We start from the raw sequence: 15,452 nt of genomic DNA on the forward strand, positions 1-15,452 counted from the left end.
ACAGTATTTTCAAGATCCGACGCTTTTTTGGAGATTCAATTTGTTTGAAATTTTGTTTATCTCAATATCTTTATTTATTTTGGGTCTTGTATACTTATACACAACGCTGGGGGAAAAAGATACATACTATAATTTTTGTATGGGCATTACTCTTTTCATGTTATGCAGCAGTGTAATTTATATTTCTGGTAACTATGATTTGATTTTGTGGGAAAAACCGTTTGTTGATATTTGGATTTTCAATTACATTTTCTTTATTGTTTACCAGTATTTTGTAAATAAACAACTGAAAGTATTTTTAAAGAATGAATAAGCAGGATTTTACCTATACGCTCGTCTATATAATTCTTTTTTTGTCACTAAGCTTTTTGGCAATTACCGTTTTTATTATTATGTCTCGTAGGAAAATTATCAGAAAAGAACTGGAAAAGAGAGACCTTGAGATAAAATTAGCCAAAGAAAAATTTGAAGCTGAAAAATTGAAGATAGAAACTGAAGCTGCAACAAAATTGGCAGAGCAAGAACTGAAAATTGCTCAGGATAAACTCCAGAATTTATTAGTTCATGTTCAAGAAAATAATAAATTGATAGAAGAACTTCAAAGTAAAAAGCTAGAAGAAAATGAAAGTATTATTTCGAACCTGAAAGAAGCAACTATTCTTACCGAAGAGCAGTGGAAAAACTTTAGTCAAGACTTTACAAATGTTTTTCCTGATTTTGTAGAAAAACTCAGAATTCAGTTTCCGGATATTACTGCGGCAGAAATTAGAATGCTTTGTCTTTCTAAACTTCATTTCTCTTACAAAGAAATTGCGCAAGCGCAAGGAGTTTCTTCTGAAACGATAAGAAGTACATGGCATCGCTTCAAGAAAAAAAATCCACATTTTAATGATAAGAACTTACAGGAGATTACTCAAGATCTTTAATTTTATTCGTAATAACCGTTTCAAGAACGTTTCATTTAAAGGTTTTTTGCGATTTGTTTTCTCTAACGTGTTGACTGGTAGTTTTTTAAAATGCAACGCTTTTGCAACGCTCATTTTTTTCTTTTTTTTACACTTTACGGTAGATTTGTAATACACAAATGATGAGAAAAGAAAAAAAAGAAAAAAAAGTGCTATTCTAATAGCAAAGCCTAGTTGAAATTTTTTAATAAAACAGAAAAAACATGTCTTTCGACTGTCGAATAAAATTTAGATCAAACTGAAAAATTTTAATTTTAGGTAAAGCAACTTTGTATAATGCAAGGTTGCTTTTTTTATTATTTGTCTCTCAAAACAAAATACACTTACATTCCCAAAATATTCTTCTTATTTTTGCACAAATTAAAAAATCGTGATAAACAACGACCAGATAAAAGAAACGCAAGCTCGAATTGAAGACCTTCAAAAATATCTTCAGATTGATAAAAAGAAAATTGAAATTGCTAATGACGACGAAAAAACTGCTTCTCCAGAATTTTGGGACAATCCTAAAACGGCAGAAGTTTTTCTTAAGCAACTTCGTTCTAAGAAAAAATGGGTAGAAGATTATGAAGAAATCAACACTCAGTTTGAAGATTTACAGGTTTTGCTAGAGTTTGCCAAAGAAGACCCAGATTCTGAACAGGAATTGGATGAAACTTTCCCTCTTTTATTGGAGAAAATTGAAGATTTAGAATTCAGAAATATGCTTTCTAATGAAGGAGATGAGCTTTCTGCTGTTTTACAGATTACGGCAGGAGCAGGTGGGACAGAAAGTTGCGATTGGGCTTCGATGTTGATGAGGATGTACACAATGTGGGCGGAAAAACAAGGCTATAAAATTCGTGAACTCAACTTTCAGGAAGGCGATGTTGCTGGTGTAAAGACTGTTACGCTTGAAATTGAAGGCGAATTTGCTTTTGGATATCTTCGCGGTGAAAACGGCGTACATCGTTTGGTGAGAATTTCTCCTTTCGATTCTAATGCAAAAAGACATACAAGTTTCGTTTCTGTGTACGTGTATCCTTTGGTTGATGATACGATTGAGATTAATATTAATCCGGCAGATATTTCATTTGAAACGATGAGGTCTTCCGGAGCGGGAGGTCAGAACGTAAACAAGGTGGAAACTGCCGTTCGTCTTCGTCACGCACCTACAGGAATTATCATTGAGAACTCAGAATCTCGTTCGCAGCTTCAGAACAAGGAAAAAGCAATGCAATTGCTTCGTTCAAGATTGTACGAAATGGAATTGGAAGAAAGAATGAAGGCAAGAAACGAAATCGAAGCTAATAAAATGAAAATTGAGTGGGGAAGCCAAATCAGAAACTACGTAATGCATCCTTATAAATTGGTGAAAGATGTGCGTTCTGGTTACGAAACTTCGGATGTAGATTCTGTGATGAATGGAAATCTTACGCCATTCCTTAAAGCCTTTTTAATGGCCGATGGAACTGCAGTTTCTGACGATGATTTAGACCTATAAATTTTCGTTAAAATATGCTAATATATTTCGTGCTATAGTTTATTAGCTGTATTTTTGTTACTCATCAATATTTATGGAAGATTTTCACAGTTGGAAGGATTTATTAAACCCTGAGTTTTATATTAAGATGGGTGGGTTTTGGCTCATTTTGTTCATTATTTTTGCAGAAACCGGTCTTTTTGTAGGCTTTTTTCTACCGGGCGATTCATTACTTTTCGTATCCGGAATCTATGCGGTAGAAATTATTAAAGAAACTTTTGGCTCTACGGGAAGTGATTTTCTAGATACCACAATTTTGGCCACTGCGGTTGCCCTTGCTGCAATTATTGGAAATGAGGTTGGATATTACTTCGGCTTAAGAACAGGTTCCGCTCTTTATAAGAAAGAAGATACTTTCCTTTTTAAGAAAAAATACTTGTATCAAGCACATGATTTTTTCGAGAAAAATGGGGCTTTAGCAATCATTATGGCTAGATTTTTACCGGTGGTAAGAACTTTTACACCGATTGTAGCGGGTATTGTAAAAATGGATAAAAAAGCATTCTTAAGAGATAATATTATTGGTGCTTTTCTGTGGTCATTTATTTTGATTTTTGCAGGGCATTATTTAGATAAATTGTTTTTAGAACAGTTTGGAATAGACCTTAAGAAGAAATTAGAATTAATTATTATTGTTATCGTTTTGATTACGACAGTTCCTGTTGTTTTGAAATTTATTTTCGGAGCTCCAAAAACAGACCATAAAGCTGAAGATGAAAGACTTGATGAACTCATCAACAAAGACGAAGAATAATTTGTTAAAATATAAAATAGAAACCTGCATTTTGCAGGTTTTTTTGTTTTGAATATAGAATATCTAAAATATTAAAATTATCAATTATCAATTATCAATTATCAATTATCAATTATCAATTATCAATTTATTACTAATTACTCATTACCCATTACCCATTGCTCATCCTTTATCCATTCCAAAATACTAGGATAAATAAGCGTGTCTCTCTTTTTTTTATTGAAAAACCTTGGCGCATGACCAGTATTTTTCATGTAAACCAATTTGTGTGGGATTTCCATTTTCGTTAAAACAGAATCTAACGCTAAACCTTGCTTATGATTGACCAAAAAATCGCTGTTTCCTTGAAATAAAAGAGTAGGAACGTTTGAAACATTCGCAATGGGGCTTGCTTTTTTGAAAGCTTCAGAAAGATTTTTTCTCTTAAATTTTACGCCCACCATTTTTTGAATCGTTCTTGAAGTATATCTTGAGTAAAAAGACGACAAATATTCTTCAGAATAAAAATCTGTCGGACCACTTAAGGAAATGATTTTCTTTATTTTATCCGGATTTTGATACCCGTAAAGTAAAGCCAAATGTCCACCCGCACTTTCTCCTAAAATGATAAAATTATTAGGCAAAAGTTCCGCCTTTTCGGCTAAAGAATTGAATTTTAAAATGGCAGAATCAATATCTTGAAGTTGTTCTTTGTACGTAATACCTTTAGAAAGTAAGCGATAATTCATATTTACACTCGGAATATTGTTCTTAAAAAGCATCTTTTGAATGTGAATCATGTGCTCTTTATTCCCGTGTTTCCAAGCGCCGCCGTGTACAATAAGCACTACAGGCGAATCTTGCGGATAGTTTTCAGGAAGAAAAATATCCATTTTTTGTTTTTTATGTTCGCCGTATTTTAAATTGTATACTTTCTGCGAGTTATTTCCTACCCAAACTCGGAATTTGGTATTGCAGGAATTGAGGACAAAACTGATTAAGCCCAAAACAAAAAAATGATATTGAAGAATCAGTTTTTTCATAGTTTAAATGTAGTGAAAATCATAAAGTTGAGCAATTTTAAAAATATGACTTTTATTCTAAAATAATGGGTTGTCTGCATTTGTTTTCATTCCAAAATTCAATTTTTGTAACAAATCCTTCTTTGCAATCGCAATTTTTGTTTTCTTTTTCAAATTTTGATTTTGCTAAAAATGCATTGTTCTTTTTATCAAACTGATAAGATTCAGAAACGTTATGTTGGGTAATTTCTACATCTTCAGTACCGTTTTCACTATTATAAAAAGTAGAATAGGTTTCCCAGAGTATTTCGTTCTTGTAAATTGAGTAATTCAGCGAACTGTCATCATATTCATATCGAAATTCATCAAATTGATTTCCTCGTTGATGATAGATGTAAATAATTCTTCCGCTTTCATTATAGTAATTGAAAGTTGCTTCAAAATTATCATCATTTTCATGCTCTCGATTATATAAATGCAGATTTTTTTTAGGGTCGGTTAAGCTGATGGTTTTTATCTTCCATAAATCTTGTGTTCCCTTGTAAATCTGATGTCTGTCGTAGTTATGTAGGAAATAAAAACTTCTCGAATCATCAATTTTTTGAGCAAAATAAACCGGCGGATTGTTGAGTTCCATAAATTTTTCGTTGCACGTCCAATCAATATCGTTTTCCTTGAAATTTTTATAAGATAAGGCGCGGTTCAAATCTTCAAAACGCCCAAAAATTCGTTCAATTTTTGAATTATGATAAGTGGAATAAGGAAGTTTATACTGAATTTTAGAAATCACTTTTGAATTTTCAAGACAAGTGGTTTCAAAAGATTTTATGGTACATTCAATTCGGCTAATATCTTTCTGAGAAAAGCAAAAAAATGGAAGAAATAGAATGAAGATGGTGTGTTTCATTTTTAAATTCAAACCCCTAAAATACAAATCTTGAAATTTTTTAGATGGAATTTTACACTTTGCGGTGACTCTACAGACCGATTTTCTCTTCATAACGAAAGCTTTTGAGTACAAACTTTTTCAGTACCAAATTAAAACATTATTTTTGTTCCTGTTTTATTTTAACAATACTTAAAAATATATTAAAAATTATGGCTTCAGGCTTTTTTGCAATTCTTGATGATATTGCGGCGTTAATGGACGATGTGGCGGTAACAAGTAAAGTAGCGACTCAGAAAACAGCTGGGATTTTGGGCGATGACCTCGCTGTAAACGCCGAAAAAGCTACTGGCTTCCTTTCTTCACGAGAAATTCCGGTTTTGATGAAAATCATGAAAGGGTCTTTTATCAATAAATTAATTATCGTTCCTGTCGTTTTTCTCTTAGAATGGCTGTATTCTCCGGCTATTAAGATCATTCTAATTTTTGGTGGTTTGTATTTAGCATATGAAGGTGTAGAGAAAATTATTGAATTTTTGTTTCACAGAGAAAAAGAAGGTCATGAAGTAATTGAAGAAGCAGATGAAGTGGTAGAAGAAAATGAAGTAACAGAGAATACAAAGGTTAAATCTGCTATTGCAACCGATTTTATCTTGTCTCTAGAAATTGTGATTATCGCATTGGCTTCTGCCAAAGATAAATACGAGTCTTTGAAGTCTCAGTTTGATCCTCTTGTGGTAGAAATTGCCTCTGTTGCCATTGTTTCTATTGTTGCAACGGTAGGAGTTTACGGTATTGTAGCTCTTATTGTAAGAATGGATGATGCTGGTTTTAAATTGATTCGAAAAAGTAATGGTAAAGGGTTTTTCTCGAAATTAGGAAAACTTTTGGTAGATGCACTTCCTTGGGTGATTAAATCTCTTGGTGTAATCGGAACAATTGCTTTAATTATGGTTGCAGGTGGTATTTTTGACCATAATGTAGATTTCTTACACCACAGTTTACCTACCTGGAACGAAACTCTTAAGCAAATCGTTTTTGGAATTGTGGGCGGTTTGGTTGGAGTGGTCGTTTTTACAGCCATAAAAAAAGCTTACGCATTAGTAGCGAAAAAGTAAAAGTTGAGAGTTCAATAAAAAATATAAAGTTTACGAGAATACTTTTTTGAGTACATTCGTAAACTTTTTTGTTTACTATGAGAAGTTTAGCCATAGATTTGTTGAAGATTGTACTCGCTTTTTTTGTTGTCGGGTTGCACATGCATTTTCTTCGAAAAGGCTTTCCAGAGCTTAGTTACGTTTTGGTAAACGGACTATTTCGTCTTGGCGTTCCGGTTTTTTTAATCATTAGCGGATATTATTTTTACTTCGTAAATGATGTTGTGAAATTAAAAAAATGGCTCATCAGAATTTTTCTTTTGTATGCCATTTGGAGCATTATCTATATTCCTTTGTGGAAAAAAGGAGAGGTTTTTAGTAACATCGTTTTTGGCTATCATCATTTATGGTATCTTATCGGAACTTTTTTTGCCGGAATCTTGCTTTATTTGGTAAGAAACGCCAGTTTTAAGTCGATTGTTTTTTTAATTGCTTTGTTTTTTCTTTGCGGTTATACACTTCAGTTTTTAGGAAATTCACATTATTTTTCGGGACAAACAGATGTTTTTTTTAATCTCTTTCCTTTGTACAGGAATTTTCTTTTCGTGTGTTTTCCGTTTTTGGCGATTGGTTTTTTAATTAAAAAATATGAAATCGATGTAAAAAGAAAACCTTCTTTAGGCTTGGTTATATTCTCTATTTTAGCTGTTGTCGCAGAAGCTTTCTTTAATATTAAAGTTTTAAAATTACCATTAAAAGACAGTGTAGATTTGTTGTTTACTTTGCTTTTGGCTTGTCCGGTTTTGTTTATTTATTGTAAAAATTTACCGTTCAAAACAGAGTCGAAAATTTTGGCAAGTTTTTCTACAGCCATGTATCTTATTCATCCTTTGTTGATGTTTTACATATTTAAATCTAAAAATGTAACCATTTTAAAATACGAAGACTTACTGTTTTTCAGTGCGTTGATTATTTCCAGTTTGTTGTTGGTTTTTATCAATAAAAAGCTAAAATATATTTTATAATATGATGTAAAGATTCTAAATTAGCTAAAATTAAGCTAGCTACATTTACTATTTAATGTATATCCCTTATCTTTGCAATGATGTTAAAATGGATTTCTATATTTTGCGCGCTTACGTACTCAATCGCTACAACAAATGTGGCGGAAGTATTGAAGATGCCCGTATTTATAGAACATCTTATGGATTATCCGGGAAGCATTGCAGAGTTTTTGGTAGACCATTACGATAATCACCAAAAAGATGCAGATTGGGATACCGACCAAAAATTACCTTTCTTCAATCCGCCGATTGTGTTGATGGTGTATGCAAAACTTCCGGAAACCACTTTTCATTTCGAAAAAATAAAAGAAATCATTATTTCTCAAAAATCAACTGTTTATCAGGAAAAAGACTTTTCCAGCAGTTATCTTTCTACTATTTTCCAGCCTCCACGGTTTTGTTAATTGATTTTTAATGTAATAGTCAATGTTTTAGAATGCTTTCTAAAGCAGTTGATTGGTATTTAATTCAATTAATAAATTTTTATGTTAAATAAAATTATTGAGTTTTCTGTAAAGAACAAACTCATTATCGGGCTGTTTACAATAGCGCTCATTTTGTTTGGAGTTTATGAAACCACTAAACTTCCGATAGATGCGCAACCCGATATTACCAATAATCAGGTTCAGGTAATTACTGTGGCGCCATCTTATGGTGCGGCAGATATAGAAAGATTGGTCACTTTTCCTATTGAGCAGGCAACAAGCAACATCAACGGAATTACCGAACTTCGTAGTTTTTCCCGTTTTGGATTGTCTTTAGTAACGGTTGTTTTCGACGATGATACCGATGTGTATTGGGCAAGACAGCAAGTTCAGGAGCGTTTGCAATTGGTTCAGGATAATATTCCCGAAGGAATTGGAAAGCCAGAATTAGGACCTATTTCTTCAGGTTTGGGAGAAATTTTTCAATATGTTGTAAGAGCTAAAAAAGGTTATGAACACGTTTATGACGAAACCGAACTTAGAACCATTCAGGATTGGGTTATTCGTCGTCAGTTATTAGGAACAAAAGGCGTTGCCGATGTAAGTAGTTTTGGTGGAAAGCTAAAACAATACGAAATCGCCATTAACCCTAATCAACTTCAGGCTTTTAACATCAATATTAATGATGTGTTTGCTGCTTTAGAAAAAAACAATCAAAATACAGGAGGTGCGTATATCGAAAAGAAAGAAACGGTACTTTTTATTCGAAGCGAAGGACTTTTAGGAACGGTTGAAGATATTGGAAATATTCAGGTTTCTAACACGCAAGAAGGGATTCCGGTTCATCTTAAAGACGTTGCAAGTGTGAAGATTGGCTACGCAACACGTTATGGTGCAATGACATTCAACGACACAGGCGAAGTTTCTGGGGCGATTGTTTTGATGCTGAAAGGCGAAAATGCCAACGAAGTAATTGGAAACATTAAGCAAAGATTAGATAAAATTCAAGAATCTTTACCGGAAGGCGTTGTAATTGAACCGTTTTTAGATAGAGCAAAAATGGTGAAAAATACCATCAGTACCGTGAAAACCAATTTGATGGAAGGTGCGCTTATCGTAGTTTTCATCTTGGTTTTATTCCTCGGAAATTTTAGAGCGGGATTATTAGTTGCTTCTGTGATTCCTTTGGCAATGCTTTTTGCCATTATTATGATGAATATTTTCGGAGTCGGAGGAAACTTAATGAGTCTCGGAGCTCTCGATTTCGGATTGATTGTGGATGGCGCTGTGATTATTGTGGAAGCTGTTTTGCATCAACTAGCACACAAAAAACATTTCGGAACAGACAATATGCTTTCTAAACCGGAAATGGATGCGCAAGTTTCAACTTCGGCTACAAAAATGGTGAACAGTGCTGTTTTCGGGCAAATCATTATTCTTATCGTTTATCTTCCCATTTTTACTTTACAAGGAATTGAAGGGAAAATGTTTAAACCAATGGCGCAAACCGTAGCTTTTGCGTTGATTGGAGCATTTTTACTGTCATTAACCTACATTCCAATGATGAGTTCGTTGGTTTTAAGCCGAAAGAAAAAATTAAAAGACAACATTTCGGACCGAGTAATGGAGAAAGTTGAAGTGGGGCATCAAAATTTATTGATTAAAGCTTTAAAATTCAGAAAAACGATCATCGCGACAGTTATTGTATTGTTTGCAGGAGCGGTTTTCATTTTGTCGAAAATGGGTGGAGAGTTTATTCCGTCATTAGAAGAAGGCGATTTTGCAGTTGAAATGAGGATTCTTCAAGGAAGTAACATCGAAGAAACCAAAAAAGTAACCACACAAGCTGCTCAAATTTTGTTGAAACAATTTCCTGAAGTTCAAAAAGTGGTAACCAAAATCGGAAGCGCAGAAATCCCAACCGAACCAATGCCAATGGATGCGGGAGATATGATTATTGTTCTAAAACCTAAAAAAGAATGGACTTCTGCACACTCTTTCCCAGAACTTTCTGAAAAAATGAGCAATGCATTGAAGGTGATTCCTGGTTTAACGACAGGTTTCCAGTTCCCGGTGCAAATGCGTTTTAACGAATTGATGACGGGAGCAAGACAGGATGTTGTTTGTAAAATTTACGGTGAAAATCTAGACAGTTTAGCGATATATGCTAAAAAATTAGGTGGCGTAATTTCTACGGTAAAAGGTGCTCAAGATTTGTACTTAGAGCCTATTGTAGGTGCTCCGCAAGTGGTTATTGATTATAATCGTGCCGAACTTTCACGTTACAATATTTCAGTTGCAGAAATCAACAGAGTTATCAATATGGCTTTTGCAGGGCAAACTGCAGGTGCTTTGTACGAAGGTGAAAGAAAATTTGATGTCGTTGTAAGAATGGATAACGATTATAAAAAAGACATTTCAAGCATACAAAATTTATTGGTTCCGACGCCGAATGGAGAGCAAATTCCGTTGTATCAACTCGCGAAAGTAGAATTAAAGGAAAGCCCGAATCAAATTCAAAGAGAAGACACCAAACGTAGAATTGTGGTCGGTTTCAATGTTCGTGGAAGAGACGTTCAAAGTATTGTGGAAGAGCTTCAGCAGAAGGTTAATAAAGATTTGAAATTATCTCCAGGTTACACCATTTCTTACGGCGGAGCTTTTGAAAATTTAAATGAAGCCAAAGCAAGATTGGGAATTGCCGTTCCTATTTCTTTGGTGATGATTTTCTTGTTGTTATTCTTTGCTTTCGGTTCTGTAAAACATAGTTTGCTGATTTATACCGCAATTCCTTTATCGGCGATTGGTGGCGTTTACTTTTTAGCGTTGAGAGGAATGCCTTTCAGCATCAGTGCAGGAGTTGGTTTTATCGCTCTTTTCGGCGTTGCTGTTTTGAACGGAATTGTTTTGATTTCAGAGTTTAATAGACTGAAAAAAGATGGCGTTACTAATTTGAGCAGAATTGTTTTAATGGGAACGAGAATTCGTCTTCGTCCAGTTTTAATGACGGCTTTTGTTGCTTCTTTAGGATTTTTACCAATGGCAATCAGTAACGGAGCGGGTGCGGAAGTTCAAAGACCTTTGGCAACCGTGGTTATTGGAGGGTTGATGTTGGCAACGTTATTAACTTTATTCGTTTTGCCCATCCTTTACGTTTTATTTGAAGGAATTTCCAAAAAGAAAAAATTTCAAACTCATTAATCAATTGTAATTTAATTAAAATGAAATTTTCAAACAATCATAAAAAGCTAAGCGCATTCTTCTTTCTGATTTCCTTCGGAATGCTTTCTGCGCAAGAAAATATCACCTTTGAACAGGCTTTGGAAAAGGCTTTTCAACAAAACGGAACGTTAAAAAATTCAAAATTAATTTCTGAATATCAAGAGAAGTTAAAAGCGACTTATTTGGATATTCCTCAAACGGAAGTCAATGCGCAAATTGGTCAGTTTAATGGAGTTGAAACCGATAATTCTTTCACGATTTCGCAACGCATCAGTTTTCCGACGGTATATACCAAAAGAAAAGAAATGTTGGATGCGCAGTGGAACGCAAGTGTTATCAATCAAAACTTAACGAAAGCGCAGTTGGCAAAAGAAGTTTCAGACGTTTTTTACCGAATTTTAACGCTTCAGGAAAAGAAAAAAGTGATTGATTACATCAGCAAATTGTACAGCAGTTTTGCAGAAAAAGCGAGTTTAAGACTGAAAAAAGGCGAAAGTAATATTTTGGAAGAATCTACCGCCGAAATTCAGAACGAGCAAGCGAAAACGCAACTCGATATGCTGGAAAATGATTTGAACATTGCCAAACTTCAGCTTCAATTGCTGTTGCAGTCGGACGTTCAATATCAACCGGTTTCTGATGAGCCGATGATGAATGTAAATCTTCAGATTTCAGAAGAAATGATTCAGCAACATCCAGAATTGCAGTATCTGAATCAGCAAATTAAAATCAACGAAGCAGAAGCTCAATTTGAAAAGTCCAAATTATTGCCCGATTTATTGATTGGTTACACAAATCAAAGCATGAAAAACCTGAACAATAATCGCTTTAATGCGGTTCAAGTTGGGGTCGGAATTCCTTTGTTTACGAAAGGTCAACGTGCTTTAGCGAAAGCAACAAAAGCAAAAGTAGCAATTTCTGAAAACGAATTTCAACGTAAAGAAATGGAGTTGAAAAGCAGATTGAAACAGCAAGTGAGCAATTACAACAACCAATTAAGAATCGTAGAAAATTACGAGCAAAAACAGCTTCCGAAATCGGAAACTATTTTGAAAACGGTTCAAAAACAATTAGAAGTTGGCGAAATCGATTATCTGAACTGGGTAATTCTTGCCAATCAGGCAGTGAAAACGAAGGTAGATTACATCGACAATCTCGAAAGACTCAACCAAATTGGGGCAGAACTTAATTTCTTATTATCAAAATAACAGCGAAATGTATCTTAAAAATATAGCAATCTACAGTGTAAGTTTGGTTTTGGCTTTGTCTTCTTGCTCCGGTAAAAAAGATGAGGAAAAAACAGTCTACGAAAACACAAAATTTCAAGAAAAAGGACAGGACCAAAATACGGTTCAGATGTCGGATAAACAAATTCAGGCGACAGGTTTATCATTAACGGAAATTCAGGAAAAAACGATGCAGAAATTCATACGTTTGAATGGTAAAGTTGAAATTGCACCTTCTGATATCAGTTCTATTTCAAGCATTATGGGCGGTCACATCAAATCTATTAATGTGATGAATGGGACACGTTTCAGCAAAGGACAGGTTTTGGCGGTGGTTGAAGACCCTCAGTTTATACAAATGCAACAGGATTATTTGGTGACGAAAGCGCAATTGGAGGCCGCAAGATTGAATTTAGCACGTCAAAAAGATCTGAATACCACCAAAGCAACGAGCGATAAAGCATTACAAACGGCTCAAGCAGATTATTCAACTTTAAATGCAACGTTGCGAGGTTTGCAGGAAAAATTGAGAATTATAGGAATTAATGCAAATGGTTTACATTCTGGAAATATTAGAAGCAGAATCAATGTTTATGCACCTTTCAGCGGTTTTGTAAGCAAAGTTTTGGTTACGAATGGGCAATATGTAAATCCTTCGGATACGTTGTTTGAATTAATTAATCCTTCTGGTTTGTTGCTTGAATTAAAAGTTTTTGAAAACGATGTAAATGATGTGAGAGTTGGGCAAGAGATTTTAGTGTACAACAACCAAAGTCCGGAGAAAAAATTGGCGGCGAAAATTATTAACATCGTTCCAAGTATTGAAAACGGAGGCTCATCGATGGCAATTGCGAAACTTTCTTCATCTAATCCAGATTTTATTAAAGGAATGTACATTAATGCCGAAGTGTCTATAAACAGTAGGTTTACGCAAGGTTTACCCAATGAAGCCGTGGTTTCATATGAAAATAAAAGCTACGTTTTCGAAGAAGTGGGCAACAAAAAATACAAAATGCTTCCTGTAGAAACCGGAATTTCTGATGACCAGTTCACGGAAATTTTAAAGGCAGACCCTTTACGAGGCAAAAAGATAGTTCAAAAAGGAGCGTACAGCCTTCTGATGTTGTTGAAAAATAAGGCCGAGTAAATTGTAGAAAAGAGTTGTCATCACGATAACTCTTTTTTTATACCACATTATCTATAAAGATTTTACGTTTTAGATATTCAATTACTTTGCGGTATTTGGTTTTAAAGTTTTTCATATTATTCTATTTGGCACAACTATCACAAAGGTTGTACCATGGCTTTTAGAAATATTTAAGAAGTGTTAAATTTAGTATAAAGTTTTAGGTTTATATTATTGTTTTTCAGTTATTTGTATTTAGTTTTGTGGTATTGTTTATTTTCTCTATTTAAAATCATTCTTAACAAAACATTTCATAATTTTGATTGAGTGAAAAAGTTGATTTCCATAGTAATGCTTACTTTGTTTTTGGTTTCTACAACCGAATTGTATCAGCTTTTGAAAATACCTACACTTATAGAGCATTACTGGGAACACAAAAATCTTAACCCTGAAATGCCTCTTATCGCTTTTCTAAAAACACATTACGACCATCCGGCAAAAGACGGAGATTTTGGTAAAGACCAGAAGCTTCCTTTTGTAATTCATGCACAACCGTTGGTTTTGGTTTTTATGGTAAGTCCCAATTTGAATATTGTGATAAATAAAGACTTACAGAAGACTATAACGTTGCAAAAAATACCTTCTTTTGATGAGCATGTGTTCTGTAAAGGCTTTAGAAATCTAGTTTGGGAGCCTCCTAAATATATATCTTAAAGCTGTTTTATGATTTTTTCTAAAATGAAAAGTCAAAAGTCTTAATTTTTAATTTCATTCGAATTTATATGAAAACAATATTTTCAGCCCTATTTGTGGTTGTATTTTCCGTGGTTTTCCATGCTCAAAACAGATGGGAAACTGCCAAAAAAACTGCAGCAGAAAACAACGAACTTATTCTGCTAAATTTTTCCGGTTCAGATTGGTGCGTTCCGTGCATTAAACTTCATAAGAACATCATCGAAACCGAAGATTTTAAAAAGTTGCAAAACGACAATGTGATTGTCTATCTCAATGCAGATTTTCCGAGAAATAAAAAGAACCAACTTTCGGCAGAACTTAAGAAAGAAAATGCCGCACTTGCCGACCAATACAATAAAAAAGGAATTTTTCCGTACACGATTTTATTAAATTCTGAAGGTAAAATACTGAAAAGTTGGGAAGGTCTTATTTCTGGCGATGCTTTGGCGTTCAGCAAAGAGATTAGAGAGATTAAAGAAAATCAAAAACCTTAGACGAATATGTTGAGAGAATTCAAAAGACCTCAAAAATTAATGGGGAATGCTTTTGAAATTACCGTAGTTGATGAAAACGAAACTTCGGGGAATCGTCACATCGATGCTGCTATTGAAGAAATCCGTAGAATTGAAAGGCTTCTAACGACTTTTAATGAAGAAAGTCAAACCAATCTCATCAATCGAAATGCAGGAATTCAACCTGTAAAAGTAGATGCCGAGATTTTTGATTTAATTGAAAGAAGCATTAGAATCAGCAATATTACCGATGGGTATTTTGATATTTCTTACGGCGGAATCGATAAAAGTTTCTGGAATTTTGACCGTGAAATGCAAGAGCTTCCCAACCCGGAATTGATAAAAAGTCATCTGAAATTAGTGAATTATCAAAACATTATTTTAAATCAAGCCCATCAAACCGTTTTTCTAAAAGAAGAAGGAATGCGCATTGGTTTTGGAGGAATTGGGAAAGGTTACGCTGCAGAAATGGCGAAAAGAATTCTTCAGCAAAGAGGCGTGGTTTCTGGCATTGTGAATGCTTCCGGAGATTTAACGACATGGGGAAATCAAGCCAACGGAAAACCTTGGACCGTCGGAATTGCCGACCCAGATAATTCAAAACAACCATTTTCTTACATGAATATTACGGATATGGCGGTTGCAACTTCCGGAAATTATGAAAAATTCGTAATCATCAACGGTAAAAAATATTCTCACACCATTAATCCAAAAACTGGAATGCCGGTTTCGGGCGTAAAAAGCGTTACCATTTTCTGTCCAAACGCAGAAATTGCCGATGCAATGGCAACTCCGGTAAGTATTATGGGAATCGATGCTGCATTGAATATGGTGAATCAAATCAACCATTTAGAATGCGTAATCATCGACGATAACAACAAGATTTATTCATCTAAAAACATCAATTTAAAATGAAA

At 34.2% G+C, this 15,452-nt stretch carries 12 protein-coding genes and 1 pseudogene; 11 read left to right on the forward strand and 2 right to left on the reverse strand.

Annotated features, from left to right (window positions below; all coding sequences use genetic code 11):
* Window positions 1–305: 305 nt before the first annotated feature.
* The 3 genes from AC2A1D_RS15500 to AC2A1D_RS15510 all read left to right on the forward strand — a co-directional run bounded on the left by AC2A1D_RS15500 (window position 306) and on the right by AC2A1D_RS15510 (window position 3,241).
* Complete coding sequence (locus tag AC2A1D_RS15500; RefSeq protein ID WP_484044484.1) at window positions 306–926, forward strand: hypothetical protein; 621 nt, start codon at window positions 306–308, stop codon at window positions 924–926.
* A 409-nt stretch (window positions 927–1,335) separates the two neighbouring features.
* Window positions 1,336–2,448, forward strand: a complete 1,113-nt coding sequence (gene prfB / locus AC2A1D_RS15505; RefSeq protein WP_484044485.1) for a peptide chain release factor 2 — start codon at window positions 1,336–1,338, stop codon at window positions 2,446–2,448.
* Window positions 2,449–2,521: 73 nt separating this feature from the next.
* A complete protein-coding gene (locus tag AC2A1D_RS15510; protein ID WP_484044486.1) occupies window positions 2,522–3,241 on the forward strand; it encodes a DedA family protein in 720 nt (239 codons plus the stop codon).
* 137 nt (window positions 3,242–3,378) lie between these two features.
* Here AC2A1D_RS15510 and AC2A1D_RS15515 read toward each other — a convergent pair whose 3' ends face one another.
* Together AC2A1D_RS15515 and AC2A1D_RS15520 are read right to left on the reverse strand one after the other, a co-directional pair.
* A complete protein-coding gene (locus AC2A1D_RS15515) occupies window positions 3,379–4,263 on the reverse strand; it encodes an alpha/beta fold hydrolase (protein WP_484044487.1) in 885 nt (294 codons plus the stop codon).
* A 52-nt stretch (window positions 4,264–4,315) separates the two neighbouring features.
* Complete coding sequence (locus tag AC2A1D_RS15520) at window positions 4,316–5,149, reverse strand: hypothetical protein (protein WP_484044488.1); 834 nt, start codon at window positions 5,147–5,149, stop codon at window positions 4,316–4,318.
* Between the two features lie 191 nt (window positions 5,150–5,340).
* Here AC2A1D_RS15520 and AC2A1D_RS15525 point away from each other — a divergent pair, with 191 nt between their 5' ends.
* The 8 genes and pseudogenes from AC2A1D_RS15525 (at window position 5,341) to AC2A1D_RS15560 (ending at window position 15,450) form a co-directional block, all read left to right on the forward strand.
* Entirely contained in the window at window positions 5,341–6,246 is a 906-nt protein-coding gene (locus AC2A1D_RS15525) for a DUF808 family protein (RefSeq protein ID WP_484044489.1), read from the forward strand.
* Between the two features lie 77 nt (window positions 6,247–6,323).
* Complete coding sequence (locus tag AC2A1D_RS15530; protein ID WP_484044490.1) at window positions 6,324–7,250, forward strand: acyltransferase family protein; 927 nt, start codon at window positions 6,324–6,326, stop codon at window positions 7,248–7,250.
* Window positions 7,251–7,327: 77 nt separating this feature from the next.
* Window positions 7,328–7,693 carry a hypothetical protein gene (locus tag AC2A1D_RS15535; RefSeq protein ID WP_484044491.1) on the forward strand — a complete coding sequence of 122 codons (366 nt, stop codon included), beginning with the start codon at window positions 7,328–7,330 and terminating at the stop codon, window positions 7,691–7,693.
* 81 nt (window positions 7,694–7,774) lie between these two features.
* Window positions 7,775–12,144 (forward strand): annotated as a pseudogene (locus AC2A1D_RS15540) (CusA/CzcA family heavy metal efflux RND transporter).
* Between the two features lie 7 nt (window positions 12,145–12,151).
* Window positions 12,152–13,309 carry an efflux RND transporter periplasmic adaptor subunit gene (locus AC2A1D_RS15545; RefSeq protein ID WP_484044492.1) on the forward strand — a complete coding sequence of 386 codons (1,158 nt, stop codon included), beginning with the start codon at window positions 12,152–12,154 and terminating at the stop codon, window positions 13,307–13,309.
* A gap of 306 nt (window positions 13,310–13,615) precedes the next feature.
* On the forward strand, window positions 13,616–14,002 hold the full coding sequence (locus AC2A1D_RS15550; RefSeq protein ID WP_484044493.1) for a hypothetical protein: 387 nt from the start codon (window positions 13,616–13,618) through the stop codon (window positions 14,000–14,002).
* 68 nt (window positions 14,003–14,070) lie between these two features.
* Window positions 14,071–14,517 carry a thioredoxin family protein gene (locus tag AC2A1D_RS15555; protein ID WP_484044494.1) on the forward strand — a complete coding sequence of 149 codons (447 nt, stop codon included), beginning with the start codon at window positions 14,071–14,073 and terminating at the stop codon, window positions 14,515–14,517.
* Between the two features lie 6 nt (window positions 14,518–14,523).
* Entirely contained in the window at window positions 14,524–15,450 is a 927-nt protein-coding gene (locus tag AC2A1D_RS15560; RefSeq protein ID WP_484044495.1) for an FAD:protein FMN transferase, read from the forward strand.
* The last annotated feature ends 2 nt before the right edge of the window (window positions 15,451–15,452 follow it).

Source organism: Chryseobacterium sp. HNCC26DJ239 (assembly GCF_057180445.1).